The sequence below is a fragment of the Streptomyces sp. OZ13 genome (assembly GCF_052068155.1).
Lineage (GTDB): Bacteria > Actinomycetota > Actinomycetes > Streptomycetales > Streptomycetaceae > Streptomyces.
In genome coordinates, this window is record NZ_JBQHCZ010000022.1 from 67,550 (window position 1) to 94,213 (window position 26,664).

The 26,664-nt window shown below is 73.9% G+C and carries 24 protein-coding genes and 2 pseudogenes; 10 read left to right on the forward strand and 16 right to left on the reverse strand.

The window, feature by feature from the left end; genetic code table 11:
- The first annotated feature begins 76 nt into the window (after window positions 1-76).
- On the forward strand, window positions 77-1,135 hold the full coding sequence (locus ACTMTU_RS33165; protein ID WP_441267137.1) for a ketoacyl-ACP synthase III family protein: 1,059 nt from the start codon (window positions 77-79) through the stop codon (window positions 1,133-1,135).
- Window positions 1,126-1,848, forward strand: coding sequence for a transglutaminase-like domain-containing protein (locus tag ACTMTU_RS33170; RefSeq protein WP_441267138.1), 723 nt, complete (start codon window positions 1,126-1,128; stop codon window positions 1,846-1,848). The genes ACTMTU_RS33165 and ACTMTU_RS33170 overlap by 10 nt, the downstream gene beginning before the upstream one ends.
- Window positions 1,849-2,027: 179 nt before the next feature.
- Here the strand turns inward: ACTMTU_RS33170 and ACTMTU_RS33175 are convergent, their stop codons facing one another.
- A complete protein-coding gene (locus tag ACTMTU_RS33175; protein ID WP_441267139.1) occupies window positions 2,028-2,597 on the reverse strand; it encodes a rhodanese-like domain-containing protein in 570 nt (189 codons plus the stop codon).
- Window positions 2,598-2,674: 77 nt separating this feature from the next.
- On the opposite strand from ACTMTU_RS33175, the gene ACTMTU_RS33180 reads away from it, so the two are divergent.
- Complete coding sequence (locus ACTMTU_RS33180) at window positions 2,675-2,956, forward strand: metal-sensitive transcriptional regulator (RefSeq protein ID WP_085573762.1); 282 nt, start codon at window positions 2,675-2,677, stop codon at window positions 2,954-2,956.
- A 24-nt stretch (window positions 2,957-2,980) separates the two neighbouring features.
- Here the strand turns inward: ACTMTU_RS33180 and ACTMTU_RS33185 are convergent, their stop codons facing one another.
- From ACTMTU_RS33185 to ACTMTU_RS33195, 3 genes are read right to left on the reverse strand one after another with little or no spacing between them, the layout of a single operon-like run.
- Window positions 2,981-3,733 carry a sulfite exporter TauE/SafE family protein gene (locus ACTMTU_RS33185; RefSeq protein ID WP_441267140.1) on the reverse strand — a complete coding sequence of 251 codons (753 nt, stop codon included), beginning with the start codon at window positions 3,731-3,733 and terminating at the stop codon, window positions 2,981-2,983.
- The gene (locus ACTMTU_RS33190) at window positions 3,730-4,089 is read right to left on the reverse strand and encodes a rhodanese-like domain-containing protein (RefSeq protein WP_441267141.1); all 360 of its coding nucleotides are present in this window, start codon (window positions 4,087-4,089) and stop codon (window positions 3,730-3,732) included. Before ACTMTU_RS33190 ends, ACTMTU_RS33185 begins: the two co-directional genes overlap by 4 nt.
- A 28-nt stretch (window positions 4,090-4,117) precedes the next feature.
- Window positions 4,118-5,482 carry an MBL fold metallo-hydrolase gene (locus ACTMTU_RS33195; protein WP_441267142.1) on the reverse strand — a complete coding sequence of 455 codons (1,365 nt, stop codon included), beginning with the start codon at window positions 5,480-5,482 and terminating at the stop codon, window positions 4,118-4,120.
- A 528-nt stretch (window positions 5,483-6,010) separates the two neighbouring features.
- Between ACTMTU_RS33195 and ACTMTU_RS33200 the strand changes: the two are divergent.
- Window positions 6,011-6,545: pseudogene (locus ACTMTU_RS33200) on the forward strand (RNA-guided endonuclease InsQ/TnpB family protein); the annotation flags it as partial.
- Between the two features lie 183 nt (window positions 6,546-6,728).
- Here ACTMTU_RS33200 and ACTMTU_RS33205 read toward each other — a convergent pair.
- The gene (locus tag ACTMTU_RS33205) at window positions 6,729-7,379 is read right to left on the reverse strand and encodes an anthrone oxygenase family protein (RefSeq protein ID WP_441267143.1); all 651 of its coding nucleotides are present in this window, start codon (window positions 7,377-7,379) and stop codon (window positions 6,729-6,731) included.
- 279 nt (window positions 7,380-7,658) lie between these two features.
- Here ACTMTU_RS33205 and ACTMTU_RS33210 point away from each other — a divergent pair, with 279 nt between their 5' ends.
- Window positions 7,659-9,161: an MFS transporter gene (locus ACTMTU_RS33210; RefSeq protein WP_441267144.1), complete on the forward strand. Its 1,503-nt coding sequence runs from the start codon at window positions 7,659-7,661 to the stop codon at window positions 9,159-9,161.
- On the opposite strand, the gene ACTMTU_RS33215 is transcribed toward ACTMTU_RS33210, so the two are convergent.
- On the reverse strand, window positions 9,154-10,605 hold the full coding sequence (locus ACTMTU_RS33215) for a multicopper oxidase family protein (RefSeq protein WP_441267145.1): 1,452 nt from the start codon (window positions 10,603-10,605) through the stop codon (window positions 9,154-9,156). The genes ACTMTU_RS33210 and ACTMTU_RS33215 overlap by 8 nt on opposite strands.
- A 272-nt stretch (window positions 10,606-10,877) precedes the next feature.
- Between ACTMTU_RS33215 and ACTMTU_RS33220 the strand changes: the two genes are divergently transcribed.
- From ACTMTU_RS33220 to ACTMTU_RS33230, 3 genes are all read left to right on the forward strand, one after another.
- Window positions 10,878-12,257, forward strand: coding sequence for a pyridoxal phosphate-dependent decarboxylase family protein (locus ACTMTU_RS33220; protein WP_441267146.1), 1,380 nt, complete (start codon window positions 10,878-10,880; stop codon window positions 12,255-12,257).
- Window positions 12,258-12,491: 234 nt separating this feature from the next.
- A complete protein-coding gene (locus ACTMTU_RS33225; RefSeq protein WP_441267147.1) occupies window positions 12,492-13,094 on the forward strand; it encodes a hypothetical protein in 603 nt (200 codons plus the stop codon).
- Window positions 13,091-13,729, forward strand: a complete 639-nt coding sequence (locus ACTMTU_RS33230) for a DUF6875 domain-containing protein (protein WP_441267148.1) — start codon at window positions 13,091-13,093, stop codon at window positions 13,727-13,729. The genes ACTMTU_RS33225 and ACTMTU_RS33230 overlap by 4 nt, the downstream gene beginning before the upstream one ends.
- Window positions 13,730-13,796: 67 nt before the next feature.
- On the opposite strand, the gene ACTMTU_RS33235 is transcribed toward ACTMTU_RS33230, so the two are convergent.
- Window positions 13,797-14,645 carry an alpha/beta hydrolase gene (locus ACTMTU_RS33235; protein ID WP_441267177.1) on the reverse strand — a complete coding sequence of 283 codons (849 nt, stop codon included), beginning with the start codon at window positions 14,643-14,645 and terminating at the stop codon, window positions 13,797-13,799.
- A 121-nt stretch (window positions 14,646-14,766) separates the two neighbouring features.
- Complete coding sequence (locus tag ACTMTU_RS33240) at window positions 14,767-15,468, reverse strand: indole-3-glycerol-phosphate synthase (RefSeq protein ID WP_441267149.1); 702 nt, start codon at window positions 15,466-15,468, stop codon at window positions 14,767-14,769.
- Window positions 15,469-15,686: 218 nt separating this feature from the next.
- Between ACTMTU_RS33240 and ACTMTU_RS33245 the strand changes: the two are divergent.
- Window positions 15,687-16,721, forward strand: a pseudogene (locus ACTMTU_RS33245) (hypothetical protein).
- Between the two features lie 716 nt (window positions 16,722-17,437).
- On the forward strand, window positions 17,438-18,808 hold the full coding sequence (locus ACTMTU_RS33250) for an MGH1-like glycoside hydrolase domain-containing protein (protein ID WP_441267178.1): 1,371 nt from the start codon (window positions 17,438-17,440) through the stop codon (window positions 18,806-18,808).
- A gap of 31 nt (window positions 18,809-18,839) precedes the next feature.
- Here ACTMTU_RS33250 and ACTMTU_RS33255 read toward each other — a convergent pair whose 3' ends face one another.
- The 8 genes from ACTMTU_RS33255 to ACTMTU_RS33290 all read right to left on the reverse strand — a co-directional run bounded on the left by ACTMTU_RS33255 (window position 18,840) and on the right by ACTMTU_RS33290 (window position 26,480).
- On the reverse strand, window positions 18,840-19,985 hold the full coding sequence (locus tag ACTMTU_RS33255) for an acyl-CoA dehydrogenase family protein (RefSeq protein WP_441267150.1): 1,146 nt from the start codon (window positions 19,983-19,985) through the stop codon (window positions 18,840-18,842).
- Between the two features lie 28 nt (window positions 19,986-20,013).
- Complete coding sequence (locus ACTMTU_RS33260) at window positions 20,014-20,388, reverse strand: ectoine synthase (protein ID WP_441267151.1); 375 nt, start codon at window positions 20,386-20,388, stop codon at window positions 20,014-20,016.
- Window positions 20,389-20,530: 142 nt separating this feature from the next.
- Window positions 20,531-21,577 (reverse strand): anthranilate phosphoribosyltransferase, encoded by a 1,047-nt coding sequence (locus tag ACTMTU_RS33265; protein ID WP_441267152.1) that lies wholly within the window; start codon window positions 21,575-21,577, stop codon window positions 20,531-20,533.
- 2 nt (window positions 21,578-21,579) lie between these two features.
- The gene (locus ACTMTU_RS33270) at window positions 21,580-21,837 is read right to left on the reverse strand and encodes a phosphopantetheine-binding protein (RefSeq protein WP_159682266.1); all 258 of its coding nucleotides are present in this window, start codon (window positions 21,835-21,837) and stop codon (window positions 21,580-21,582) included.
- Window positions 21,834-23,168, reverse strand: a complete 1,335-nt coding sequence (locus tag ACTMTU_RS33275; RefSeq protein ID WP_441267153.1) for an AMP-binding protein — start codon at window positions 23,166-23,168, stop codon at window positions 21,834-21,836. The genes ACTMTU_RS33270 and ACTMTU_RS33275 overlap by 4 nt, the downstream gene beginning before the upstream one ends.
- Window positions 23,165-23,983 carry a MaoC/PaaZ C-terminal domain-containing protein gene (locus tag ACTMTU_RS33280; RefSeq protein ID WP_441267154.1) on the reverse strand — a complete coding sequence of 273 codons (819 nt, stop codon included), beginning with the start codon at window positions 23,981-23,983 and terminating at the stop codon, window positions 23,165-23,167. Before ACTMTU_RS33280 ends, ACTMTU_RS33275 begins: the two co-directional genes overlap by 4 nt.
- Window positions 23,980-25,215 carry a beta-ketoacyl-[acyl-carrier-protein] synthase family protein gene (locus tag ACTMTU_RS33285; RefSeq protein WP_441267155.1) on the reverse strand — a complete coding sequence of 412 codons (1,236 nt, stop codon included), beginning with the start codon at window positions 25,213-25,215 and terminating at the stop codon, window positions 23,980-23,982. The genes ACTMTU_RS33280 and ACTMTU_RS33285 overlap by 4 nt, the downstream gene beginning before the upstream one ends.
- A gap of 47 nt (window positions 25,216-25,262) precedes the next feature.
- Window positions 25,263-26,480, reverse strand: a complete 1,218-nt coding sequence (locus ACTMTU_RS33290) for an aminotransferase class I/II-fold pyridoxal phosphate-dependent enzyme (RefSeq protein ID WP_159682272.1) — start codon at window positions 26,478-26,480, stop codon at window positions 25,263-25,265.
- Window positions 26,481-26,664 lie beyond the last annotated feature (184 nt).

Sequence of the window (26,664 nt, forward strand, 5' to 3'; positions counted from 1 at the left end):
CCGTCCCCGCCCGTTCCCGCTCTGTGCCGTCCCCCTCCCCGTGCCCGTTCCTGTGCCGTCACGAAAGGACCGTCCCATGCGCCACGACGACATCCATCTCGCCGCCACTGGTGCCTGGCACCCCAAGACGGTGCCGGTCGACGAGGCGATCGCCGACGGCCGCTACAGCCGCGAGTACCAGCGGGCGACCGGGCAGCAGCGGGTCGCCGTCTGCGACGACGACGCCGACTCGCAGCCGGCGATGGCCATGCGGGCGGCGCGGGCCGCGCTCGGCCGGTCGGGGATCGGGGCCGAACGGTTCGCGCTGCTGCTGCACGCGGTGGCCACCCACAACGGGCTGCCCGGCTGGAACGCCGCCTCCTATCTGCAGCATCACGTCCTGGACGGGCACGGTGTCTCGCTGGAGATCCACCAGCTGTCCAACTCGGCCGTCGGCGCGCTGGAGTTGGCGTGCACGCATCTGGCGGCCGGCCCGGCCGGCCGGGCGGCGATGATCACCGCCGCGGACCGGTTCGGCGACGGCGCCTGGGACCGGTGGCGTGCCGCGCCGCCGGTGTTCGTCTTCGGTGACGGGGCGAGCGCCGCCGTGGTGACCCGCGGTGAGGGTTTCGCCCGGGTCGTGTCCACCGTGTCCGTCGCCGACACCGGTCTGGAGGGCATGCAGCGCGGCGCGATGCCGTTCTCCGCCGACCCGCGGGCCGGCTACCCGATCGGCTTCTTCGACCGGGTGATGGAGTTCTCCGACACCCTCGCCGGCGGGCTCGACGAGGCCAAGCGGCGCATGGCGGACCTGATGCAGCGGGCGGGTGCCACGGCCATGGCGGAGGCCGGGATCACGGCCGCCGACGTGCGGTGGGTGGCCGGGCCGGCGCTGGGACGCGAGGCGCTGTACGAGCAGTGCCTGGACCCGCTGGGCATCGACATCGACCGCTCCACCTGGCCGTTCGCCCGCCGGGTGGGACATGTGGGCTGCACCGACCAGTTGGCCGCCCTCGACGACCTGATCGTCTCCGGCGCGATCGGGGCGGGCGACCGGGTGCTGGTCGCGGGGCTGGGCGGCGGCTACAACTGCACGGTCGCCGTGCTGGAGTTCACCGCCGTACCCGCCGTGCCGGAGGCCGGGGAATGTCGCTGACGCCGGCCGTGGTGCGGATGCCCGAGGACGTGCGCCGCTGTCTGGAGCCCGGCCGCTATGTCGACAGCGCCCACCCCGCGGTGCGGGAGGCCGCGGCCCGCATCGCGCCGGGCGCGCACGGCGTCGACAAGGCGCGTGCCCTGTACGAGCAGGTACGCGACCGGATCGGCTACTGCAGCATCCCGCCGGGCCGTGCGATCTCCATGGGCGCGTATCTGCGGGACCAGGAGACCTACCGGGCCAGCAGCGTGCTCGCCGAGGGGCACGGCTTCTGCGTGAGCAAGGCGTCGCTGCTGACGGCGCTGGCGCGGGCGTCGGGCATCCCGGCCCGGGTGGCGTTCGCCGACGTGGTCAACCACCATCACACCGGGCGGCGGCTGCGGGCGGCGACCGGCACCGACGTGTTCGCCTGGCACGGCTACAGCGAACTGTGGCTGGAGGGCCGCTGGGTGAAGGCGACCCCGATGTTCCACCGCACACTGTGCGAACGGCTGGGCGTGGAACCGACCGACTTCGACGGCCGCGGCGACGCGCTGCTGCCCGACCGGGACCGGCGGGGCGCGGCGTTCTTCTCCTACGCCGCCCGGCACGGCAGCTTCCACGACGTGCCGGCCCGGTTCCTCACCACGCAGATCCCGCAGCGCTATCCGGGGCTGGACGAGTACCGGCAGTTGCCGGACGCGGGGCCGGCGGCGGGGCGGACCGGTCCGTAGCGAGGGTTCCGGGCGTTCGGCGGATGCACCGGCGCCGGCGTGACCTGGTCCGCCCTGGAGGAGCGGGAGCCGGGCGCCGGCGGAGCGGTCGTCGGCCGCGTCCGGAGGATGCATGGCGAAGGCCCCGGGGCGTTGCCCCCGGGGCCTTCTGCGCGGGACGCCGGTGGTGGCGTCGTGGTTCAGCGGTTGCGCAGGGCGGCGAGGGTTGCGTCGAGGTCGGCCCGGCGGGGACGGTTGTGCGGCAGCTTGGCGAGGACGGCGGCCATGCCGCAGGTGTTGGTGACAGCGGAGAAGACCAGGCCGCCCGCGATGCCGGCGGACAGGAGCTGAAAGGCCGGGTGGAGCAGACCGAGTCCGAGGCCGGTCAGGACCAGAGCGCCGGCGGTGAGGCGGACCTGTCGTTCCATGCCCCACACCGTGCGGGTGGGCTGCTGGGGACGGTGCAGGTCGTGTCCGTCGGCGGCCCAGGCTCCGGTGCCGCCCGTGAGGGTGGCGGCGGCGATGCCCCGCGCGGCGAGGCGCTCGGTCGCCTGGGCGGAACGGGCGCCGGAGGCGCACACCACGAGGAGGTCGCCGCGGGCTGCCGCTTCCTTCAGGACCGGCAGGGCCGCGTCGAGGGCGTCGAGGGGGATGTTGTGGGCGCCCGGGAGGTGACCGGAGGCGTATTCGCCGGGGGTGCGCACGTCGATGACGGTCAGCTCGTGCAGCTGGGCACGGGCCTGGTCCGGGGCGAGGGCGTTGATGGTCACTGGTGTTTCCTTTTCTTTCCGGGGTCTCGTCCCCCTGCGGGTAGGATACCCGCAGGGGTATATCGAAGGAGTTGCTTGTGGAACTGGCGATGGCGGCCGAGGAACTGAAGACGGTGGTCAACCGGCTGCGCCGGGCCCAGGGCCAGATCGCCGGGGTGATCAAGATGATCGAGGAGGGCCGGGACTGCGAGGACGTGGTCACCCAGCTCGCGGCTGCCTCACGGGCGCTCGACAAGGCCGGTTTCGCGATCATCGCCACCGGTCTGCAGCACTGCCTGACCGACTCGGACATGGCGGCCAGTGGTGACCGGGAGCAGATGCGGGCACGGCTGGAGAAGCTGTTCCTGTCCCTGGCGTGAGCCACGCCCGGGGCGCGCAGCGGGTCAGGTCATGGCGTCTACCAGCATGAACGCGGCCACGGCCAGCAGGACTAGTGCGAAAACGCGCTGCAGCAGGGGGCCGGAGACTTTCTGGCCGAGGCGTTTGCCGTCCCAGGCGCCCAGGATCGCGGTCGCGGTGAACGGTGCGATCACCGCCCAGTCCAGGCCCGCCGTCGTGGCACCGCGGGTGGCCAGGGAGGCCACCGAGTTCGTCGAGATGACCAGCAGGCTGGTGCCGACCGCGGCCTGCATCTCGAAGGCCAGGACCGTCACCAGGGCCGGGACGGCGAGAAAGCCGCCACCGACACCGAGCAGCCCGGTCAGTGCGCCCAGCCCCGCGCCGGCCCCGGCCGCCCTTGCGGGCCTGACCGCGTCCGACGCCCCGTCGGCGGCCACGGGTCCGGGACGCAGCATCTTGACCGCGGCGAGGGCCGCGAGGGCGGCGAACGCCGCGGTCAGCGCCGCCTGGGGCAGGCGGGCCGCCGCGGCTCCGGCGAGTGCCGCGGGCAGGATGCCGGCGGCGGCGAACGCCGCGCCCGCCTTCCACCGCACATGACCGGTCCTGGCGCGGGCGTACAGGGCGGTCAGGGAGGTGGCGGTGACGATGATCAGGCTTGCGGTGGTGGCCCCCGCGGGGGTGAAGCCGAGCAGGTAGATCAGCGCGGGCACGGCCAGGACGCTGCCGCCGCCGCCGAGCGCGCCGAGCGCCAGGCCGACCACGGCTCCCGCGATCAGGGCCAGGATCAGGGTGCTCACGCGATCCGGCCGCCCTGCCCGCGTTCGTCGACCACCGGCAGCCCGGCGTCCGCCCAGGCGTTCATGCCGCCGGCGACATCGACGGCGTCGACGCCGCGTGCGGACAGGAGATCGGCGGCCTGCCGGGAGCGGTGACCGGACCGGCAGATCACCACCACCGGACGGCTTCGCACCACTGCCGGGAGTGCGGCACCGGCCCGCAGTCGGGTCAGCGGCAGATGCAGGGCGCCGGGCGCGTGCCCGGCCTTCCACTCCGGCGTCTCGCGGACATCGAGCAGGACGGCGGTGCCGTCACCGGTGAGGGTGCGGGCCCGGTCGGGTGTGAGGCGGTTTCCACCGCGGCGGAGGAGGAACATGCTGTGCCTTCGGTATGTGGGGGGCGGGTCAGTCGCGGGTGACGGCCAGGCCCGCGTCCGTGGCGGCGTCGAAGCCGTCGTCGACCGCGACGACCTGCCGCCCGGCGGCGTCCAGGAGCGAGGCGGCGATCGCCGCGCGCATGCCGCCCGCGCAGTGCACCCACACGGTGCCTTCCGGGACCTCGCCGATGCGGCCGTGCAGCTCGTGGATCGGGATGTGCACCGACCCGTCGATGTGTCCGGCGGCGCGTTCCAGGTCGCGGCGCACGTCCAGCACCACCACCCGCTCACCGCGCTCACGGCTCGCGGCGAGGTCGGCGAAGACGGCGCGGGGGAACGAGGCGAGCTCCTGGCCCTCACCGATCCAGTCGCCGGGTTCTCCGGTGGCGGCGGCGGCCGGGCGGTCGATGCCGACCCGCGCCAGCTCGCGCTGGGCCGCGGCGATCTGCTCCGGCGTTTCCGCGAGCAGGGTGACGGGCTTGCCCCACGGAATCAGCCAGGCGAGATACGTGGCGAGCTTGCCCTCGCCCTCGAAGTTGAACGATCCCGCCACGTGCCCCTCGGCGAAGGCGACGCGGCTGCGCAGGTCCACCACCCACTCGCCGGCCGCCAGCCGCCGCGCGATCTGCGCGGCGTCGGCCCGCTCCGGCGGGGTGAGGTCGAGCGGCGCCGGGCCGGCGGCGTTGGCGGGGCCCATGTGGGCGTAGTAGGCGGGCACGTCCTCCAGGCCGGCCAGCATCCTGGCGACGAAGGTGTCGACGTCCAGGGTGAGCGCGTCGTTGGTGGCCCGCTCCTTGCCGATCGTGGTGGCGTCCCCTTCGGCCTGCGAGGAGGAGCAGAAGCTGCCGAACCCGTGGGTGGGCAGCACCGGCACCTCGTCGTCCAGCTCGGCCGCCAGGCGGTGGGCGGAGGCGTGCTGGGCGCGGGCGAGCTCCTCGGTCAGCCGCGGCTCGACCAGATCCGGACGGCCCACCGAACCGATCAGCAGGGACCCGCCGGTGAACGCCGCCACACCGCGCCCGGCCTCCTCCAGTACGTAGGAGGTGTGGTGCGGGGTGTGGCCGGGGGTCGCGATCGCCCGAAGCACCAGGCCTTCGCCCACCGCGACCGTGTCGTTGTCGGCGACGGGCGTGCGGGCGAAGGACACGTGGGCCGCGGCCGGCACGAGGTAGGTGGCGCCGGTGACGCGGGCCAGCTCCAGGCCTCCGGTGACGTAGTCGTTGTGCACGTGGGTCTCCGCCACGTACGCGATCCGCACCCCGCGCCGGGCCGCGGCGGCGATCACCTGGTCGATGTCGCGCGGCGGATCGATCACGACGGCACCGCCGGCGCCACCCGCCAGGTAGCTGCGGTTGCCCAGGCCCTCGAACTCCAGGGTGTCGACGAAGAACACGACTACGGCTCCTTTACGGGACGATGTACCCCCGGGGGTATCTGACACCCACCCTAACAAAAATACCTGGGGGGGTATTTCAGTGGTCAGGGTCACCCGTTCGGCATCGCCTTCCCGGGGCGCGAGTACCCGGCAGGTATCAAGGAATCCGGCCTTCCGCCCTCCGGTGCGTCCGGCAGGGCCCTGGGCGCCGGTGCGCCGGTGCGCAGCGGGGGTGAAGGCGGGGGCCGTGGGAGCCAGGACCGGGCGAGCACGGCGTGCGGCCCGGACGCGGCCCGTCACCGCGGCCAGGACCCTGCTTGCAGGTCGGTCCGCAAGGCCCGTCCGGCGGGTCCCCTCGCCCCCGGCCCCGGCAGCAGGGGCTTCGTCACCACTGCCGGGTGTCGGGCGGCCGGGCGGCACCACGTTCGCGGTCCGAAGTGCAGGCGAGATGTACCACTACGGGCCGGAGAAGCTGGTCATCAGGATTCGTGGATACCCCGGCCTCCGGGCCGGGGAGGAAGCGGGGCTCCTGCGGAGCAGGGCAGGGCGTTCGGGAACTTCTTCGCCAAGCGGGCCAAGTACCCGCGGTTCAAGTCGCGGAAGAAGTCCCGGGCGTCGGCGGAGTACACGCGTTCCGGCTTCAAGTGGCGCGAGGGGAAGCTGACGCTGGCGAAGATAGCGGAGCCCTTGGACATCCGCTGGTCGCGTCCTCTCCCGGAGGGTGCGGAGCCCACGACGGTGACCCGTGTCCCGCGACAGCGCGGGCCGCTGGTTCGTCTCGATGCTCTGCGAGGACGCCATCTCCATGGCCCCCGCCACGAATGCGGCGGTCGGCCTGGACGCCGGGATCACCTCCCTGGTGACCCTGTCCACCGGGGAGAAGATCACCAACCCGAAGCACGAACGCCGCGACCGCGCCCGGCTCGCCCGCGCGCAGCGGGAACTGTCCCGCAAGGCCAAGAACTCCAACAACCGGGCCAAGGCCCGGGTGAAGGTCGTCCGCGTGCACGCCCGGATCGCCGACCGGCGCCGGGACTTCCTCCACAAGTTGTCGACTCGGCTCGTCCGCGAGAACCAAACGGACTGGCCCGCGGAGCACCTCACCGAGCACCTTCGCACCGTCATGACCGGCACCGTCGACGAGCTGGAGAAGGCCGCTCCACGGGTCTGAACCGGGCCTGTAGGGGGCCTGGAAGGGCTCCACGTGTCACGCCGGGACAGCGCCGGCCGGCCGCCCCCCGGCGGCCGGCGCGGCGGCCGGTGGTCAGCCGGTGCGCGGGGCGTACGGCGGGAAGTGCGGCGGCGGGGCCTGCGGGGCGGTGGGGGCCGGGGCGCCGGCGGTGGCGCGGCCGTGGAGTTTCAGGCAGTGGGCCAGGCAGCCCAGCGCGGAGACGCACAGCAGGGTCCGCATGATGTTGGTGGTCTCCCAGATGCCCTTGAACTTGTCGACGAGGGCGAAGTCGGTGACCTTCGCCGGGTCGCCGAGCTGCGCGAGTTCCATGTTCAGGGGGATATTGACGGAGAACGTGATGAGCAGCGCCACCAGGTAGAGGGACGCGGCGATCGCGGCCCACAGGGCCGGTGAGCGGTGGCCGCGGCGGAAGTCGAGGACGGCGGCCGTGGTGGTGGCGATGAACGCGCCGATGAACACGAGCGCGAACAGGCCACTGTTGTCGATGAGTTGGTTGAAGTTCTGCATCGCCTCGACGTAGACGCGGTCGTCGGTCCGGGCGAGGCCCGGCATGATCGACACGTCGAAGGTGAAGAACAGGCCGGCCATCAGGCCCATGGTGACGGTCGAGATCACCAGCAGCGGGCCGGTCGTCCTGCTCGGCCGGCGGGCCGGGCGCGGGGGCGGCGGCGCGGGCGCGTACGGGTTCGCGAGGCCGTACGGGTGGTACGGGTTGGCAGCCATGGGGTCCTCACTCGGTCGATTGCGAGGCTCGCGGCAGGTGTCGGGCGACGCGCACACGGGCGTCGGGAGCCTAGGCGCGGACCCGGTGGCCGGCCAGGGTCATCCGAGCGGATCTGGACAGGGGCTCGAGCCGGCACCGGCCGGCTGGTGGGCGGCGGCCGGTGGCGCCGTGCGCGGCGGGGCGCCGGGGCGAGCGGGTGTCGACGGTTTCTCGAGCGGTCCCTGAGAGCGTGCCGGGGGCGCTGTGGGCGCCGGGAAGCATCTCGAGGAGGCCGAACCATGACCGCGCAGCTCTCCGACCAGCCGGTGCCGACCGCCCCGGTGGGGCCCCGGCCCTCGACCGCGTCCGGGCCGGCGACCGCGTCCGGGTCCGCGTCCGGGTCCATGTCCGTGGCCGCGTCCGCGTCCGGGCCGGGGCCCGGTGCGGGCGGGGGTGCGGGGAAGAAGCGGCGGGCGGCCGGCGCGCTCGCGGTGATCGCCGGCTGCAACGCGATGATCCAGCTGGACGATCCGATCGTGAACATCGCGCTGCCGGGGATGCGGGCCGACCTGGGTCTGTCGGCCGTCGGCGCGTCGTGGGTGCTGACCGCCTATCTGCTGGCGTTCGGCGGGCTGCTGCTGCTCGGCGGGCGGCTGGGTGATCTGCTGGGCCGGCGGCGGGTGTTCATGGCCGGGGTGGGGCTGTTCACGGCCGCCGCGGCGCTGCGGGGCGCGGCCTCCTCGGGCGAGATGCTGATCGCGGTGCGGGCGGTGCAGGGCGTGGGTGCGGCGCTGGCCGCGCCCAGCGGGCTCGCGCTGCTGCTGAGCATGTTCCCCCAGGGGCCCGCGCGGACGCGGGCGATCGCGGTGTGCACGGCGGCCGGGGCGCTGAGCACGGCCGGCGGGCTGCTGCTGGCCGGTGCGCTGACCTCGCTCGGCTCGTGGCGGTGGGTGGTGTATCTGGATGTGCCGGTGGGGGTGGCGATCGTGGTGGCGGCGCCGTTCGTGCTCGCCGAGACGCCGCGGGTGAGGGGCCGCCTCGACGCGGCGGGGGCGCTGCTGTCGGCGCTGGGCGCGGCGGCGCTGGTGTTCGGGCTGGCGCGGGCGGCCGAGCGGCCGTGGGGCGACTTGAGTGTGGCGGGCAGTGTGCTGGCGGGGGTCGTGGGGCTGGTGCTGTTCGCGGTGGTCGAACGGCGGGCCCGGCAGCCGCTGGTGGCGCCGTCGCTGTTCGCCGACCGGGACCGGCTGCTGGCGTACGGGGCGACGCTCGCGGTGCCGGGCGCGGTGATCGGCACGTACTTCTTCCTCAACCAGTTCTTCCAGGCGGAGCGGGGCTGGTCGGCGCTGGTGGCGGCGTGTGCGCTGCTGCCGCTGCCGGTGACGACGGCGCTCGCCGCGGCCGTTGGTGAGCGGCTGCTGCGGCGGCTGGGGGCGCGGCGGATGCTGGCGGTGGGTGCGGGGCTGCTGGTGTGCGGGAACGGGTGGCTGGCGCTGTCGGCGACGGGCCCCTACCCGCTGGTGCTGCCGGCGCTGGTGCTGCTGGGGGCGGGGATGGCGTGCGGGGTGCTGCCGTTGACGGTGCTGGCGACGTCGTCGCTGGCGCCGGGCGGGGCGGGGGCGGCGTCCGGGGTGCTGAACGCGGTGCAGAGCGTGGGGGGGTCGGTGGGGCTCGCGACGCTGGTGACGGTGGCGTCGCACGGCGGCGGGGCGGCGGCCGGGTTCGTCGCGGGCGCCGCTTTCGCCGCGGTGGCGCTGGTGGCCGCCGCCGGGTTGCGGGGGCGGCCGGCGGCCGGCGTCAGCTGATGCGCAGCTGGGCCATCATGCCCATCGCGGAGTGGTCGAGCAGGTGGCAGTGGTAGACGTAGGTGCCGCGGTAGGTGTCGAAGGTGGCGTGCAGGCGGACGGTTTCGCCGGGCAGCAACCGCACGGTGTCCTTGAGGCCCGACTCGGAGGGGCCGGGGGCCTGCCCGTTGCGGGCGAGGATCCTGAACTGCACCAGGTGCAGGTGGAAGTTGTGCGGGACCAGGGTGTTGGGGTTGGTGACGGTCCAGATCTCGCTCGCGCCGTGGCGGATGCGGGTGTCGATGCGGTCGTGGTCGAAGACCTGGCCGTTGATGAGGCCCTGGGCGGTCGGGGCGCCGCTCTCGTCGTTCATGCGCAGTTCGAAGGAGCGTTCGGCGGTCGCGGTGGGCAGCGGCGGCAGGGTGCGCAGCACGGCCGGGACGCGGCTGGGGTCGGATGCGGTGCGCACGACGTCGAACCGCAGGACCTGGCCGACCTGTTCGGGGCTGCCGGGGCCGAGAGTGTTCTCGAGGACGAGCCGGGTGCCGACGGGGTAGCGGGAGAAGTCGATGACGATGTCGGCGCGTTCGGCGGGTGAGAGCCACAGGGAGTCGAGGGTGGCGGGGGCGGGCAGCAGGCCGCCGTCGGAGCCGATCTGGGTGAAGGGGCCGCCGTCGGCGAGGCGCAGGTGGAAGAAGCGCAGGTTGGAGGAGTTCAGCAGCCGGAAGCGGTACTTGCGGGCGGCGACCTGGAGGTAGGGGTAGGGCTTGCCGTTGGCGAGGAGGGTGGTGCGGCCGAGGGCGTCGTCCATCTCGTAGACGAGGCGGCCGCGTTCGTCGAGGCGGGCGTCGCGCAGGGCGATGGGGATGTCGTAGGAGCCGGCGGGCAGCGGCAGTGCCTGTTCGGTGTCGTCGGTGAGCAGGTAGGAGCCGGACAGGCCGCGGTAGACGTGTTCGGACTCGTGGTGGTGGGCGTGGTCGTGGTACCAGAGCGGGGCGTGCGGCTGCCGGTTGGGGTAGGTGTAGGTGCGGGTCGTGCCGGGGGCGAAGGTGTCCATGGGGGCGCCGTCGTCGGCGGGCGGGACGGAGGCGCCGTGGAGGTGGACGGAGGCGGGGTTCTCCAGGGCGTTGCGGTGGTGGACGACGACGGGGCGGCCGGATCTGGCCTTGATGGTGGGGCCCGGGAAGTGGCCGTTGTAGGTGAGGACCTCGGTGCTGATGCCGGGGAGTATCTCGGTGCGGGCGCGGCGCAGGGTGAGGGCGTAGGTGTCCTTGCCGCCGGCGGTGGACAGCGGGGTGAGGACGGGCGGTACGGGCAGCGCGGTGGCGAACAGCGGGGCGCTCGCGGTGCGGGTGCCGGCCTGGGCGCTGCGGGCCTGGAGCAGCGGGGTGAGAGCGGCTGCGGTGAGCAGTGAGGTTCCGGTGGTGGCGAGCGCTGCGCCGAGCACACGGCGTCTGGTGACCATGGGGTTCTCCCTTGAGGGCAGGGGCTGGGCGGGCTGAGTGCAGCACGGGCGGCTCGCACGGCACTCGGGCAGGCCCGCGCCAGGTGGGACGGGTCCGGGGGCAGGGCGTTCCGGCGCCCGGGGCCGTGGGGTCCCGCGGGGCAGCGCGGGTGGGATGTGCGCGGCCTCGGGGGCGGGTGGCGGCCGGGCCGGCGGGGCTCGCGTTGCGGGGGCGTTGCGCCGCTGTCCGTATACCTGGTGCGTCGGTCGTGCCGCCCCGGGAGGACGTTGTCGTGGATCTTCGCTACTGGCTTCCGCGTGCGGTGGACGTCTTCGAGCGGTTCGGGGAGCGGTTCGGCCCGTTCACCGCCCATCCCAGTCACCGGATCGACGACGCGGCGTTCACGCCGGTCTTCGAGCGGTTCGCCAAGCGGATGGACGACAACTATCCGTTCTTCCACCCGTCTTACGCGGGGCAGATGGTCAAGGCGCCGCATCCGGCGGCCGTCGTCGGCTATGTGACGGCGATGCTGTTCAACCCGAACAACCATGCCGCGGAGGGCGGTCCGGCGACGACCGAGATGGAACGCGAGTGTGTCGCCGCGCTCGGTGCGATGTTCGGTCTTCAGGAGCCGCTGGGCCATCTGACGACCAGCGGCACGATGGCGAACCTGGAGGCGCTGTACGTGGCGCGCGAGTCCCATCCGGGGCGGGGTGTCGCCTACAGCTCCGAGTGCCATTACACGCATGAGCGGATGTGCCATGTGCTGGGCGTGGAGGGCCACCGGGTGCCGGTCGACGCGCGGGGCCGTATCGACCTCGAGGCGCTGGAGCGGCTGCTGGCCACGGGCCGGGTCGGGACCGTGGTGGTGACGCTGGGGACGACGGGGCTGGGCGCGGTCGACGAGGTGCACGAGGTGCTGCCGATGGCGCGCCGCCACGGGGCGCGGGTGCATGTGGACGCGGCGTACGGCGGTTTCTACGCGCTGCTGGGCCGTTCCGCGGACCCGGTGGGCCTGGACGCGCGGCCGTGGGCGGCGGTCGCCGGGTGCGACTCGGTGGTGGTCGACCCGCACAAGCACGGTCTGCAGCCCTACGGCTGCGGGGCGGTGCTGTTCAACGACCCGGGGGCCGGGCGGCATTTCGCGCACGACTCCCCCTACACGTACTTCACGCGGGCGGAGCTGCATCTGGGCGAGATCAGCCTGGAGTGCTCGCGGGCGGGTGCGGCGGCGGCCGGTCTGTGGCTGACGCTGCAACTGCTGCCGCTGAACCGGGAGGGCTTCGGCGAGATGCTCGCCGCGAGCCGCCGGGCGGCGCTCCGCTGGGCGGACCTGCTGGCCGGCTCCGATGTGCTGGAGCTTTACCAGCGGCCGGATCTCGACATCGTCACGTATGTGCCGGCGGTGCGGCCGTTCTCGCTGCTGTCCGTCGACGCGGCCTGTGAGCGGCTGCTGCACGAGGGCATGTATGCGGCCGACGATCCGGTGTTCCTGAGTGTGCTGCGCGCGGACGCCGACGCGTTCGCCCGGCGTCATCCGCGGGTTGTGCGGGACGCCGGTGCGGCACGGGTGATGCGCAGTGTCCTGATAAAGCCGGAGGCCGAGCTCCGTCTCGACCGGCTCCACGCCAGGGTGGAGCAGCTGGCCGCCCTGGCCGCCGGGAGGCAGTAGGCCCCTTTCTTCTTCGCGGGCCGGTCCGCCGGCGAGCGGGGACCTGGTGCCGCCCTCCGTGAGGCGCGGGCGCGGGCACGGCTTCCGCCGTGTCCGGCGCCGGCGGCGCGGCGGGCCGGCGGCCGGGGCCCGTGAGCCCGGCCGGGCCCGCGGGGCGGGGCGTGCGGGGCGCGGACGGCCGGCGCCGTTCTCTTTGGAGGGATGGGTCCCTTGTCCTCGTCAACAGTTCCGGTGGTGCCTGCACGTGTCGGAAGGCCCGCGTCGCGGTCCGATTCCGATGTGCTGGCCGCGCTGCTGGCCGATGCTTTCTTCGATGATCCCCTCGCCCGGTGGATCACTCCCGACGACGGGCGCCGCGCCGCGGTGCTGCCCGGTTTCTTCCGGGTGTTCCTTTCCATGTCGTTCGCGTTCGACTCGGTGCGCACCACCGCCGGGCGGGATGCGGTGATGACGTTCCTGCCGCCGGGCGGCTGGGAGGAGGTGGAGCGGCACGGTGACGCCTACGGGCGGCAGTTCGCCCAGGTGCTGGGCGAGGACGCGGCCCGCCTGGCGGAGATCACCGCTCTGCAGGCGGCGCACCATCCGGTGGGCCGGCCGCACTACTACCTGGCGTTCGGTGCGGTGTCCCCCCGGGCGCGCGGCGCGGGTGTGCTGGCGTCGCTGGTGGGTGAGGTGACGTCGTGGGCGGACGCGCAGGGCGTCGGTGTGTACACGGAGGCGAGTTCGCCCGGCGGGCGGGCGGCGTGCCTGCGGCACGGCTTCACGCCGGCCGGGCCGGCGCTCACGCTGCCCGGCGGCGGGCCGTCGCTGGAGCCGCTGTGGAGGGATCCGCGGTGAGGGGCGACGAGACGCTGAGGATCTTCTCCGCCTCCGAGGTGGAGCAGGACACGGTGCCGCCGGAGCATGCCGGGCCGCTGCGGCAGGTACTGGAATGGAGCCGCGAGTTCCTGGTGAGCGGGCATCCGGCGCTGGGCCGCAGCGGCCCCGTGTGCCCGTACACGCAGCCGTCGCTGCGCCGTGACCTGTTCCTGCTGGCCGTGCCGGCGGCGGGGACGGACGAGGCCGATCTCGCGGACGCGGTGGCGCATCTGCGGGTCTGGTACGAGAAGCTGGCGGTGGACCTGGACGCGGAGGAGCGGGAGCTGCTCACGCTGCTGATGGTGCTGCCGCATCTGGACCGGTCGGACTCGGCGCCGCTGGACGCTTTGCAGCGGGCGGCGAAGGACGAGTTCGTCGCCGAGGGGCTGATGATCGGCCAGTTCCATCCGGTGTGTGCGGAGCCGGGCCTGTGGAACGAGGACTTCCGGCCGTTGCGTTCGCCGGTGCCGCTGCTGGCGGTGCGCCGGCTGCTGGTGTTCGACCTGCCGTTCCTGGTGAACACGGATCTGCATCTGTCGCACTATCTGCGGCAGTTCGCGCCGGGGATCCCGGCGCGGATGCGGGACGAGCTGGTGAGCCGGGTGGTGTCCTGACGGTTCCGTTCACGCTGCTGCCCCGGTCCCTGTCTCAGGGGCCGGGGCAGCGTCGTGCGGTGGGCGGTCAGCGGTTCAGGCACTCCTCGAGGAAGGCGAGGGCGCGCAGGTGGTAGGGGCGGGCGGCCCAGCCGAGGCTGATGTTGTGGCCGGCCGCGTCCTGGCGGTCGACGCGGACCCGCGGGGAGGCGCTGAGGCGGGCGGCCATCGCGGTGAGGGCGGCGTCGTCGGTGTGCCACCACTGTTCGTGCTCGGCGAAGGTGAGGCGTACGGGCACCCGCACGCGGGGGGCGAGCTGCCGGTAGCGCAGCGGCCAGGGCGGGCCGGGGTCGTGCTCCTCGCGGCGCGGGGTGGGGGCCATCAGGTCGCGGGCGCCCTGGAAGGTGCCGGGCGGATAGAGGTGCATGGGGCCCCAGTTGAGGCCCCATGCACCGCCGCCGAGGGTGGCGGGGAAGCCGCGGGCGGCGGGGGCGTAGTGGTCGCCGAGGCCGGAGATGTCGAGGCCGATCAGGGTGTCGTCGGTGTCGTCGGCCGCGGCGTGCAGGGCGAGCTTCCCGCCGTAGGAGTGGGCGAGGAGGAAGAACCCGGCGCCGGTGGGGTGTTCCCGGGCGAACGCGGCGAGGGCCCGGTGCAGGGTCGCGGACTGCTCGGCGAGCGGCTGGCCGTCCGGGTGGCGGGCGGCGAGGCGGCCGTGGCCGGGGCGGTCGACGGCGAGGACCGGGTGGCCGAGGCGCGCGGCGAGGGTGAGCAGGGACAGATCGGGGTGGGCGGGTGAGTGGAAGTAGCGGGCGTGCATGCCGAGGCCGTGGACGGCGACGACGACGGCCCGTGGCTCACCGGCGGCCGGGTGGGGTCTCGCGTACAGGGCGGACAGCTGAAGGGCGCCGGCGTCGAGGGTGATCTCCTCGATCCGCACGCCGTGGCTCGCGGCGGCCGCCGTCCCCGGCGCGGCGGGCGCGGGTGCGGGCGTGTCTGCCGACCGGGGCGCGGGTACGGGCGCGGCTGCCGGCCGGGGCGGGGCGGGCGCGGCGGGGGGTTCAGGCGGCCGGGGCATGGCGGGCGCTGCTGACGGTGGGCCAGGCGTGCAGGTCCTCGGTGCGCAGCAGTGCGGTGGCGATGAGCAGGCCCCGGTAGCCGGCCCGCAGCAGGCGGGCGGCGGTCTCGGGGGTGTCGATCGCGCTGGCGCTGACCGGGCAGGGGGTGCCGGCGGCGGTCAGGGCGGGCAGCAGCGCCAGGCTGCGGCCGATGTCGCCGGTGTCCTGTTCGCGGGTCTTGATGTTTTTGTTGTTGACGGCGATCACGCACTCGTCGGCGTGCGGGACGTGTCCGAGCTCGGCCTCGTCGGTGATCTCGACGAACGGGGTGAGGCCGGTGCGCAGGGCGGCGGTCACCAGGGAGCGCATGCTGGAGGCCGGCAGCAGCGCGGCGGTGAGCAGCACCGCGGACGCGCCGAGGGTCCTGGCGGTCTCGAGCTGGTCGCGACGGGTGATGAAGTCCTTCTGGAGCAGCGGGAGTTCGGTGAGGCGGGCGACGTCGCGCAGCAGGTCGGGGGTGCCGCCGAACCAGCGTCCGGTCACCACGGAGATACAGGGGGCGCCGGCCGCCTCGTAGCCGGCGACGATGTCGGCGGGCGTGCGGCCCGACATGAGGTCGATGCCGTGCGCGTCGCGCCGCTTGACCTCCATGACCAGGGGGCGTTCGGCGCCGAGCAGGGCTTCGATGAAGCGGGACGACGTCATGGCGGGTCCTTCCGGTGTGCGGACGAGGGGCGTGAACTGCTGCTGTTGACTTCGTATGAGTGAGTTCTGCCGTGTACGGGTGAGTTGTTGTGGGCTGCGGTGAGTGAGGGCTCGCGGGGCGGATGGGGGTTCGTCTGTCGAATGGGTGACCTTTGCGGATTGTGGTCGTTGGGGGTGGTGGCGGGTGCGTGTGGTCCGGTACGGAGGGGGTGGACACTGTGGGCGGTCTGCGGGAGGTGGCGGCGCCGTTCGTGGTGACCGGACCTTCGGGTGTGGCAGTGCGTACGCGGCTCAAGTGCCTGACGGCCGGGGACGAGGAGGTGTTGCGCCTGGTGGGTGCGCATCTCGGGTCGCTGGCCTCGCGTGATCTCAAGGCGCGGTGTTTGGAGGGTCCGGAGCACTCCGCCGAGTCGTGAGCGGTCCGGAAGCGCGGCCTGACGGGGGTGTCCTCGTCCAGGTGGGCGGGGTCGATCACGAAGGCCACGCACGATCAGTGGGCACTGGCCCGGCGCGGCCAGGCCGCCCACATCCAGGGCCTCGAAGCCGGTGTCAAGGTGATCCGGCATCGGTTGTCGCTGCCGGTCGGGGCGAAGGGCTCCAAGCGGGCTCCGGGTGGTTACCGTTCGCGGCGGGAGTGGCATGCCAAGGCCCGGCGCCTGCGGGTGCTGGAGACCCGGCTGGAGCGGGTGCGGGCCGACCGGGACGCAGGCCGGGTGCGTGTGGTGCGCGGCGGCGGACGTCTGGCCCGCACCCGTCACCACCTTGCCGATGCGGGGCTGACCGCAGCCCAGTGGCGGCAGCGGTGGGAGGCCGGCATGCCCACCGGCAAGCTCCGTGCCCGGCTCACCTCCATGGCCGACCGGACGGGTATGACGATCATCGCCGTGGACCCGGCCTACACCAGCAAGTGGGGGGCCCAGCACTGGCAGAAGCCCCTCACCAGCACCACCCGCAGGACCAGCCGTCATGATGCCGCGAGCATCGCGATCGGCAGGCGCGCCCAGGGGCACCCGATCCGGCGACGGACGACACCGCCCCCGCACGACCAGAGCGATCGTGCGGGGCATCGGACCGTCCAGGCCGGCCCGGGCACCCTCGGGCGCGAGGAAACCCGCCCCCGCATCCCCGGCCCACGCACACGATGCGTGCCCCCGGACGCGGAACGAAAGCGGGCAACCAGTGCGTCCAAAACCGTTCGGGACGCGCCAGTCGCACAGGTCTGGGTCCAAAACTCACTCCTGCTCACTGAATAGGAACGGTGGCCCGGCGCACCGGAGCGGGGGCGCAGTGCCGGTGGAGGGCGCCGGCGGTACACCGGAGCGCCGGGTGCCCTCAGGGCAGCAAAGCGCGCCGGGGGCAAGCGGGGTGCAAGGGGGCCGCGGGCGGGTCCGTCCGGCGTGCGGGAGGTGCGGGCGGGGCGGGCGGGAGGGGCGTTGCGCCGGCGTTGCGGGGCGCGTGGTGCGGCGGGCGGAGCCCCGGCCGGGCTTCCCGGGAGCGCGTGGTGCGGCGGGCGGAGCCCCGGTCGGGCCTCCCGGGAGCGCGTGGTGCGGCGGCCGGACGCGCGGGCGGACCGCCCGGAGCGCGTGGGCCCGCGCGTCCCACCCGCGGGGAGCTTATGTCGGGAATGTCACTGTGCGGGGGTGGTGATTTCCCGCGGGGGCGGCGCATACCCTGTCGCTGTCCTCCGCTGTGTGCGGTCCCGAGCATCTGGAGCTCCCTGGTGGAACGCGTCCGCGGCCCGCTCGTTCCCGGGCAGGCCGCTCCGAAGGCGCCCCTGCCGCCCGGTGAGCTTCCCGCCGACGCCTCCAGGCCGCGCAGCCCCCTCGTCCCGCCGCAGGCCGGGCCCCCGCAGGTCCCTGCCGGGGCCCAGGTCCCCCCGCCGCGGCCAGGTCCCGCGCAGGGCGTGGTTCCGCCGCAGGCCGGGCCCGCGCAGGCCGTCGCCGCGGCTGCGGACGCCGGGCTCGAGGAGCTGCGCCGGCGGGCCGCGCAGGTGCTGGTGGGCAACTGGACGGGGGCTTCGACCGTCCCCTCCCCCGCCCTGTATCCGCACCAGTGGAGCTGGGACTCGGCGTTCATCGCCATCGGGCTGCGTCATCTGTCGCCCGAGCGTGCCCAGCGCGAGCTGGAGACGCTGCTGGCCGCGCAGTGGGCCGACGGGCGCATCCCGCACATCGTCTTCAACCCGGCCGTGCCGCTCGGGGCGTACTTCCCGAGCCCCGACTTCTGGCGGTCCTCCACGGCGGGCCGGGCGGCGGGCGCCCCGGCCGCGACGGAGACGTCCGGCATCGTGCAGCCGCCCGTGCACGCGCTGGCCGCCTGGCTGGTCCACCGCAGCGACCCGGGCGCCTCACGCCGCCGGGGCTTCCTGGAGCGGGCGTGGCCCGCGCTGGTGGCCTGGCACGACTATCTGCTGCGCTGCCGCGATTTCGGCGGCCGGGGGCTGGCGGCCGTGCTCCATCCGTGGGAGCCCGGCATGGACAACAGCCCCTGCTGGGACGAGCCCCTCGAGCGGGTGGAACCGGCCCCGGCCGGTTCCTTCCGGCGGGCCGACCTCGGACACGGGGACCGTGCGGACCGGCCCACCGATCTGGACTACGGCCGGTACGTCGCTCTGGCCGCGCACTACCGGGACCATGGTTACCGCGACGCGGGCACGGAGCACGCGTTCGTCGTCGAGGACCCCGGGTTCAACGCGCTGCTCGCCCTGTCGGAGCATGCCCTGGCGGCCATCGCCGGCGAGCTGGGGCAGGACGCGGCGCCGCACCGGTCGCGGGCGCAGCGGCTGACCGCCGCGCTGGTGGAGCGGCTGTGGGACGAGGAGGCGGGGATGTTCCTGTGCCGGGACGTGCGCACCGGCGCCCTGGTGCACGACAGGAGCGTCGCCGGTCTGCTGCCGCTGGCGCTTCCCTCGCTTCCCGGGCCCGTCGCGCAGGCTCTGGTGCGCACCATGACGGGGCCGCATTTCGGGCTCGGTTCGGTCTGTGGCCTGGTGCCCAGCTACGACCTGCGGGGCCCTGCCTTCGACGCGTCCCGCTACTGGCGCGGGCCGGCCTGGTTCAACGTGAACTGGCTCCTGGAGCGGGGGCTGCGGCAGCACGGCGAGGCGGGCCTGGCCGACGCCCTGGAGCAGGCGGTGCTCGCCTTCGCCGGTGGTTCCGGCTTCGCCGAGTACGTCGATCCGCACACCGGGCAGGCGCGTGGGGCGACCGGCTTCAGCTGGACCGCTTCCGTCGTCCTCGATCTGCTGGCCCGCTCCGGCCCGTCCGCGCAGGCGAAGGCGGGTGCGCAGGCCGGTACCGCGGCCGGTGCGGCGGCCGCGGTGGCGGAGGCCGGGGAGTGACGGTTCCCCGCCCCGGAGGGCGGGGACGGTGTCAGGTGCCCAGGCCCAGCATCGAGGCGATGCGGTTGTACTGGATCTCGTTGGTGCCCGAGTAGATCGTGCCGCCGACCGCGTTGCGCACGCCCTGCTCGAGCCCGTACTCGGACATGTATCCGTGTCCGCCGAAGATCTGCACGGCGGCCAGGGAACTGGCCACATTGGCCTGGCTGGTGAGGAGTTTGGCGATGGCCAGGTCGATGGTGACGTTCTCGCCGTCGTCGAGGCGCTGGGCGGTGTCGTACAGCCATTTGCGGGCTGTCTCCAGGCCGATCTTGGTGTCGACGATCTTGTTGGCGATCGATTGGTAGGAGCCGATGGGTTTGCCGAAGGAGCGGCGGGTCTTCGCGTACTCGATGCAGCGGTCCAGCCGGTGCTGCATCTCGCCCGCGTTGACGACGAAGGAGAAGAGGACCTCCCGTTTCATCACGTGGTCGAGGACGATGAACCCGCCGCCGACCCGGCCCAGTACCCGGGTTCTGGGGATGCGGCAGCCGTCGAAGTAGAGCTCGCTCAGCGGCGAGGTCCGCAGTCCCATCTTCTTGATCGGCTTGCCGACGGTGAGGCCGGGGGTGTCGCGGTCCACGAGGAACGCGCTGACACCGAGCGCTCCGCCGTCGGGGCGGGTACGGGCGTAGACGACGAACACGTCGGCGACGGGACCGTTGCTGACGAACGTCTTGCTGCCGTTCAGCACGAAGTGGTCGCCGTCGCGTTCGGCGCGGGTGGTCATCGCCATCGCGTCCGAGCCGCCCTCGGACTCGGTGATGGCGTGGGCGCCGATCGCCTCGCCGGAGCAGATCTGGGGCAGGTACCTCTCTTTCTGTTCGGGTGTGCCGAACCGGGTGAGGGGGATGCCGGTGCTGGCCAGGGTGGTGGTCACCGAGAAGTTCAGGCCGGCGTCCTGGCAGTGCTCCCCGAGGCCTTCGAGGACGTACATGGTGGTGAGGAGGGACTGGCCGAGGCCGCCGTGTTCCTCCTCGAAGGGCAGGGCGAGGATGCCGGTCTTCTGGATCAGCTTCCACTTGTCCCAGGAGAAGGTGGCCTGCTCGTCCAGCTCTATGTGGTCGGCGCTGAGCGCCTCGCCCCACCGTGCCAGGCCTTCGCGGAGCTCGGCCTGTTCGGTGTTCCATCGGATCACTTCGGATCCCTTCAAGGGTTTCGCGTCATCAGTACGCGGAGGAGACGTGCTCGTCGAGACTGTGGGTCTCGTCGCCGTTGAGGGCCGGGCTGAAGACGCACACGAGCCGCAGGTCCTCGTGGGGGCTGGCCACCAGGTAGTGGGCGTCGTGCTTGTCGAGCGCGTACATGCGGCCCGGCGTGATGGGGTGGGAGGTGCCGTCGAGCTCGATGACCTCTCCGGAGCCGGCGATGCAGTAGCAGGCCTCGAGGTGGTTGCGGTATTCGAGGCGGGACTTGGTGCCGGCCAGGACGACGGTGTCGGTGAGCGAGTAGCCGACGCCGTCGGAGGCGAGGAGGAAACGGCGGCTGACTCCGTTGCCCCAGTCGACGGTCTTCACGTCCTCGATGTCGCGGATGATCATGGTCAACTCCGATCTGGGTCGTGTGCGGCGCGGTGCCGCACGCAGGGAAGGACCCGGGGGTGGCCGGCGGCCACTGCTCGTGTCCCGGCCCCGCGGCCGGCGGCCGGCGGGGACGCATGGGGGCGCCGCGGATGCGGCGGGTTCATCGGACGGCGGGTGCGCCCGCCGCGGGGGCGGGGGTGCGCGGTGCGGTGCGCAGCCGGTCGGCCAGGGCGCGGGCGGCGCCGGAGGCGACGGCCTCGCGGGTGGCGGCGAGCGCGCTCGGCCAGTCGCCCGGGTGGCCGGAGGCGAGGACGAGGGCCGCGGCGTTGAGGCACACGGTGTCGGTGGCGGCGGGGTGGGCGGTGCCGGCGAGGACGGCGAGGAAGTGGTCCGCGGCGTCGGCGGGCGGCACGGGGCGCAGGTCGTCGAATCCGCCGCCGGGCGCGACGAGTTCGCCGGGGGCGAGCCGCCGGACGCTGCCGTCGTCGAGGTGGACGGTGTTGTCGGCGAAGCCGAGGAGTTCGTCGGCCCCCTGGTCGTTGGAGGTCAGCCAGATCCGCCGGCCGGGGAGTGTGCGGGCGAGTTCGCGCAGCACGGGCAGCGGCATGGCGGCGCTGACGCCGGTGACCTGGGCGGTGACCGGCAGGTCGGCGAGGAAGGGGCCCAGCGCGTTGAGGAAGCGGCCGAACGGTTTCATGCCGAGCGGTGCCACCGTGCGGGCCAGGCGGGTCAGTTCGGCCGGGTAGACGAACGGACCGGCGAACGCGATGCCGTACCGCTCGAGCATCTGCTCGGTCTGCCCGTAGGAGGCGGTCAGGCGGATCCCGAGCCGCTCCAGCAGGTCGACGGAGCCGAGGCTGGAGGTGTAGGCGCGGGAGCCGGTCTTGACGACCCGTACGCCGGTGGCCGCGGCGGTGACCGCGGCGGCGGTGGAGATGTTGAAGGTGGCGGGTCCTCCGCCGGTGCCGACGATGTTGACGGTGCCGGGCCAGGGGCCGGGCGGGGGCGTGGTTCTGCGCTCCCGCAGGGTCTCCAGCAGGGCGTCAAGGGTCTGGTGGCCGGGGAGGCTGGTGGTCAGGGAGGCCAGCAGGGCGACGGCCTGCTCCTTTTCGAGCGTGCCGTCACCGAGCCGGTCCCACAGTGATCGCCAGGTCTCGCGCTCGGTCACCGGGGCGCCTGCGAGCAGGCCGGTGAGCGCGGGATGCATGGCTAGCTGCTCACCCCCTGGCGGGCGTCCTCGATGAAGGCGTCGATGGCGCGCACGCTGCGGAAGTTGTCGGGGTCCAGGTCGGCGTCGCCGACGGCGAGCTGGAAGTGGTCCTCGACCCAGGCGATGAGCTTGAGCACGCCGAGGGAGTCGATGACGCCGTCGGAGAGCAGGTCGTGGTCGTCGGCAAGCTCGTGGACACCAAGGTCGGGCAGGAATTCCTCGATGACGAACTTCTTGATGGTGTCGTTGTGGCTCATGACGTCCTTCCTTGGACTGGGATCGGTTCGTGCGGTCGGCCGGGCGCGGCGCGTCCGGCCCGTCGGGTGGTGGCGGGGGGCCGTTGTGCGGCGGTGACCCGCCGGGCGGCGGGGGCGGGCGTGCCGGTCCGGTGCCGGGTGCCGCGGACGGTGGTCCGGGTGTCGCCGGCGCGGCCGGTCAGGTGGAGCAGGCCGTCAGCGTCGCGGCGGGCCAGGTCGCCGGTGCGGAACCAGGTGCGGCCGTCGTCGGCGCCCAGGGGGTGGGCGGTGAACGGGTCGCGGTGGGCGGTGCGGCCGAGGTGGCCGGGCGACTGGAAGGGGGTGGAGACGTACAGTTCGCCGGTGCCGGGGCCGTGGACGGGTGTGCCGTGGGAGCCGATGAGGAGGGTCCGCACGCCGGGCAGGGGCAGGCCGACGGGGACGGGCGGGTAGACGGTGGCTCCGGGGCCGGTCTCGTGGACGAGGCTGGGGCCGGTCTCGGTGCAGCCGTAGAGGTTGGTAAGGCGTGCGCCGGGGAACAGGCGCGGCAGCGCGGCGACGGTGCGGTCGGGCAGGGCGTGGCCGGTGAGCACGGCGTGGCGGACGCCGTTCAGGGTGGTGCCGGCGGCGCGGGCGGCGTCGGTGAGCGGCCCGTAGAGCGTGGGGCGGGCGGCCACGACATGGATGTCGTGGGTGGTGAGGAGTTCCAGCAGGGCGGTGGTGTCCGCGGCCCGGCCGGGTTCGGCGAGGACGACGGTGGCGCCGGCGGCGAGGGGGGTCCACAGGTCGAGGAGGCTCGAGCCTGCGGCGAGGGTGCCGGCGCCGAGGACGGTGGTGCCGGGGCCGATACCGAAGCGGCGGGCGGCCCAGGTGGTGAAGCGGTCCACGGCGGTGCGGGCGAGCGGCACGATCCGGGGCGGTGCGGCGGCGCCGGAGGTGGTGAACAGCAGGGCGGGCCGTTCGCCTGCCGGGTGGGGCAGGGCGCCTGCCGCCGACGGCGGCAGGCGGACGGGGCGTACTTCGCCGGCGGGGACCAGGACGCGGGCGCAGCCTGCCTGGGCGGCCAGGTCGGCGAGCCGGCCGGCCGGTGCCGGGGAGGGCAGCAGAAGGGGACGCTCGGACAGCAGGCCGGCCAGGACCAGGGCGATCGCGCCGGGTGAGGTGCGGGCGAGGACGCCGATGGTGTCGTGGGGTGCGGTGCCGAGCACCGCGAGGCGTTCGCGTTCACGGCCGGCCGCCTCGTACAGGGCGCGGTAGGTGGTGTGTTCGCCGCCGTGGATCAGGGCGGTGGCGTCGGGGCGGTGGCGCACCTGGGTGAGGAAGCCGGCGACGAGGCCGGCGGGGGCGTTCATCGCAGTTGGGCCCAGCCGCTTTTGACGGCGGGTCCGTTCGGGGTGCGGCAGGTGAAGCGCACCACGGTGCGGGTGTCGTCGGGCTGGAGGGCGATGTCGAGGGGGACGCCGGGCGCCACGGGGGCGGAGAAGCGGCCGCCGACGGCGTGGATGCGGGTGATGTCGCCGTCGGCGTAGCGGTCGGCGATCTCCTCCAGCGCCAGGGCGACGACGCTCATGCCGTGGGCGATGACGGTGTCGAAGCCGGCGGCGCGGGCGGCTTCCGCGTCGAGGTGGATGGGGTTGAGGTCGCCGGAGGCGTGGGCGTAGGCGCGGATCGTTTCCTCGGTGAGGGTGTGGCGGGCGGTGGCCGGCTCACCGCCGGGGCCGGCGGGGCCGGGGGCGGCGGCCGGGGGGATGTCGCCGAACGGTTCGGTGCCCTTGGCGCCGAGGAGCAGGGCGTGGGTGGTGAGTTCGGCGAAGGCGGTGCCGTCGTCGCCGGTGAGTCGGCTGCGTACGGCGATGCGGGTGCCGCGGGCCTCGCGGCGGGCGCCGGTGACGTCGAGGTGGACGATGACCTGTTCGCGGGGCCGTACGGGCCGCTCGAGGCGGATGTCCTGGCCGAGATGGACGACGGAGGTGGTCTCCTCCCCCGCGGTCAGCGCGCGCACGGCCTTGTCGGCGAGTGTGTGGGCGAGGACGAAGGTGTGCACGGGTGAGGCGTCGCCGGTCGCCGCCGGCGGCAGGCCGGGGCGGACGGCGGTGCGGTAGGCGTCGATCTCGGCGGCGCTCGCGGTGCGCTCCGCGGTGCGGGCGAGGGCGGGGGTCGTCGTCATACCGGCGCCACCACCAGTGCGGCGTTGTGGCCGCCGAAGCCGAAGGAGTTCGACAGGGCGGGCCCGGAGGCGATGGTTCGGGGACGGTGGTGGACCACGTCGATGTCCATTCCTGGCTCCAGGCGGTGGTGGTTGGCGGTGGGCGGTACCTCGCGCTCGCGCATGGCGAGGACGGCGGCGACGGCCTCGACGGCGCCGGCGGCGCCGATCAGGTGGCCGAGGACGCCCTTGGGTGCGGTGACCGGCGGGCAGGCGGTGCCGAACACCTTGGCCAGAGCGGCTGCTTCGGCCCGGTCGTTGTGGGGTGTGGAGGTGCCGTGGGCGTTGATGTGGGCGATGTCCGCGGGGGTGAGGCCGGCGTCGGCGAGGGCGGCGGTCATGGCGCCGGCGGCGCCGGAGCCGTCGGGCAGCGGCATCGACAGGTGGTGGGCGTCGCAGGTGGCGCCGTAGCCGGCGACCTCGGCGTAGGGGCGGGCGCCTCTGGCACGGGCGTCGTCGGCGCGTTCGAGGACGACGAAGCCGGCGCCCTCCCCCATCACGAACCCGTCGCGGTCCGCGTCGAAGGGGCGGCTGGCCTGCTCCGGTTCGTCGTTGCGCAGGGAGACGGCGTTGAGGTTGCCGAACCCGGCGAGGGTGACGGGGGTGAGGGTGGACTCGCAGCCGCCGGCGATGACCACGTCGGCGCGGTGGGTCTGCAGCAGCAGCCGGGCCTGGCCGATGGCGTCGGCGCCGCTGGCGCAGGTGGTGGCGATGGTGGTGGCGGGGCCGGTCCAGGCGAGGCGCATGGCGATCTGGGCGGCGGCCGCGTTGGGCATCGTCATCAGCGGCATCAGCGGGTTGACGCGGTGCGGGCCGTGTTCGGAGAAGTGGGCGGACTCCAGGTCGCTGGTGGCCCGTCCGCCGACCGCGTTGCCCACCACGACGGCGGTGCGGTGCGGGTCGGGGGCGGGGGCGCCCGCGTCGCGGTGGGCGGCGAGGGCGGCCGTCGTTCCGTACAGGGCGAACGGGTCCATCCGGCGGGCGTCCTTGGCGCCGACGAGGCCGACGTCGTCGAGTCCGCTGACGCGGCAGCCGATCCGTACCCGGTGGCGGTCGAGGTCGAGGTGGGTGAGGCGGGCGGCGGTGGAGCGGCCGGCGCGCAGCGCGGCCCACAGTGCGTCCGGGGTGCAGCCCGCCGGTGTGACCACGCCGATGCCGGTGATCACGACCGGGGGTGGGGTGGAGGTTGCCATGGTTGGTTTCCCGTTCCTGTCTGCCTTCGGTGTACGGGCCGGCCCTCTCAGGCCGGGAGGATGCCGCACTCGCGGGCGGAGGTGAGGAACGCCTGGGCCGCGAAGTCGATGTCGGCCTCGGTGTGGCGGGCGGTGACCGCGATCCTCAGGCGGGCGAGGTCGTTGGGGACGGCGGGGGTGACCACGGGCAGGCCGATGACGCCGTTCTTGCGGCAGGTGGTGGCCAGGTCGTAGGCGGCGTCGTCGGAGCCGGCGATGAGCGGCAGCACGGCCGTCTCGCTGTCCTGGGTGCGCAGCCCCTCGGCGTTGATGATCTTCCGCAGGCGGGCGGACTGGTGCTGGATGTGGGCGACGCGTTCGGGTTCGCGCTGCAGGATGCGCAGCGACTCCAGGGCGGCGGCGGCCTGGGCGGGTCCGAGGGCGGCGGAGAACAGGAAGGGGCGTGCGGCGTAGCGCAGGTGGCCGATGAGTTCGGCGGGGCCGGCGACCCAGCCGCCCATGGAGGGGATGGCCTTGGAGAGGGTGCCGAGTTTGACGTCGACCCTGGCCTGCCAGTCGAAGTGCTCCTCGATGCCGCGGCCGGTGGCGCCGATGACGCCGAGCGCGTGGGCCTCGTCGACCATGAGGAGGGCGTTGTGCTCGTCGCAGACCTTGCGCAGCTCGGGCAGCGGGGCGATGTCGCCGTCCATGGAGTAGACGCTGTCGACGATGACGAGCCGTACTCCGTCGGGGCTCGCGGCGCGCAGCCGGCGCTCGAGGTGGTCGACGTCGTTGTGGCGGAAGCGGGTGACGGTGGCGCCGGACAGGCGGCAGCCGTCGACGATGGAGGCGTGGTCGTACTTGTCGATGAAGACGGTGTCGCCGGGGCCGACGAGGCCGCCGACGGTGCCGGTGTTGGCGGCGTAGCCGGAGCCGAAGACCATGGACGACTCGCGGTCCGCGAACCGGGCGACCTCTGCCTCGAGTTCCTCGTGCAGGGGGATGGATCCGGCCAGGGCGCGCACGCCGTGGTTGCCGGTGCCGTAGAGGTCGACGGCGGCCTTGGCGGCGGCGACGACACGTTCGTCGCCGGCCAGGCCGAGGTAGCTGTAGCCGGACATCATCAGCAGCCGGCGGCCGTCGAGGTCGGCGTAGGCGCTGTCGCGTTCGACGGTGTAGGCGACGAAGCTGTTGCGGCGGTCGGGTTCCCATTCGAGTGCCTGGACGCGGCGCTGTGTTGCCGCCAGCTTCGGCTCGAGGCGTTCCCATCCTCCAGATGCGTTCACGTGCGTCTCCTCATCCACTTCTCGGTTGCTCCAGGCGCGCCGTCCTTTCTATGCGCCGGGCCGCAAGGCGGGCGCAACACGGTTTTCGACGCCGCAATTCCCGTGGTGGCGCGGGAAGTCGACCTTCAGGTCGAATACCGGAGGCGCTGATTCCCAGTTATTCCCCCCGGTATGTTTTTGGCCA

Bases quoted from the DNA above. Each gene is read 5' to 3' on its own strand.
- ACTMTU_RS33165 (WP_441267137.1), top strand. From the start codon at position 77: ATGCGCCACGACGACATCCATCTCGCCGCCACTGGTGCCTGGCACCCC.
- ACTMTU_RS33170 (WP_441267138.1), top strand. From the start codon at position 1,126: ATGTCGCTGACGCCGGCCGTGGTGCGGATGCCCGAGGACGTGCGCCGC.
- ACTMTU_RS33190 (WP_441267141.1), bottom strand. From the start codon at position 4,089: ATGTTCCTCCTCCGCCGCGGTGGAAACCGCCTCACACCCGACCGGGCC.
- ACTMTU_RS33205 (WP_441267143.1), bottom strand. From the start codon at position 7,379: ATGGCTGCCAACCCGTACCACCCGTACGGCCTCGCGAACCCGTACGCG.
- ACTMTU_RS33210 (WP_441267144.1), top strand. From the start codon at position 7,659: ATGACCGCGCAGCTCTCCGACCAGCCGGTGCCGACCGCCCCGGTGGGG.
- ACTMTU_RS33215 (WP_441267145.1), bottom strand. From the start codon at position 10,605: ATGGTCACCAGACGCCGTGTGCTCGGCGCAGCGCTCGCCACCACCGGA.
- ACTMTU_RS33240 (WP_441267149.1), bottom strand. From the start codon at position 15,468: ATGACGTCGTCCCGCTTCATCGAAGCCCTGCTCGGCGCCGAACGCCCC.
- ACTMTU_RS33260 (WP_441267151.1), bottom strand. From the start codon at position 20,388: ATGATCATCCGCGACATCGAGGACGTGAAGACCGTCGACTGGGGCAAC.
- ACTMTU_RS33265 (WP_441267152.1), bottom strand. From the start codon at position 21,577: ATGCATCCCGCGCTCACCGGCCTGCTCGCAGGCGCCCCGGTGACCGAG.
- ACTMTU_RS33270 (WP_159682266.1), bottom strand. From the start codon at position 21,837: ATGAGCCACAACGACACCATCAAGAAGTTCGTCATCGAGGAATTCCTG.
- ACTMTU_RS33275 (WP_441267153.1), bottom strand. From the start codon at position 23,168: ATGAACGCCCCCGCCGGCCTCGTCGCCGGCTTCCTCACCCAGGTGCGC.
- ACTMTU_RS33280 (WP_441267154.1), bottom strand. From the start codon at position 23,983: ATGACGACGACCCCCGCCCTCGCCCGCACCGCGGAGCGCACCGCGAGC.
- ACTMTU_RS33285 (WP_441267155.1), bottom strand. From the start codon at position 25,215: ATGGCAACCTCCACCCCACCCCCGGTCGTGATCACCGGCATCGGCGTG.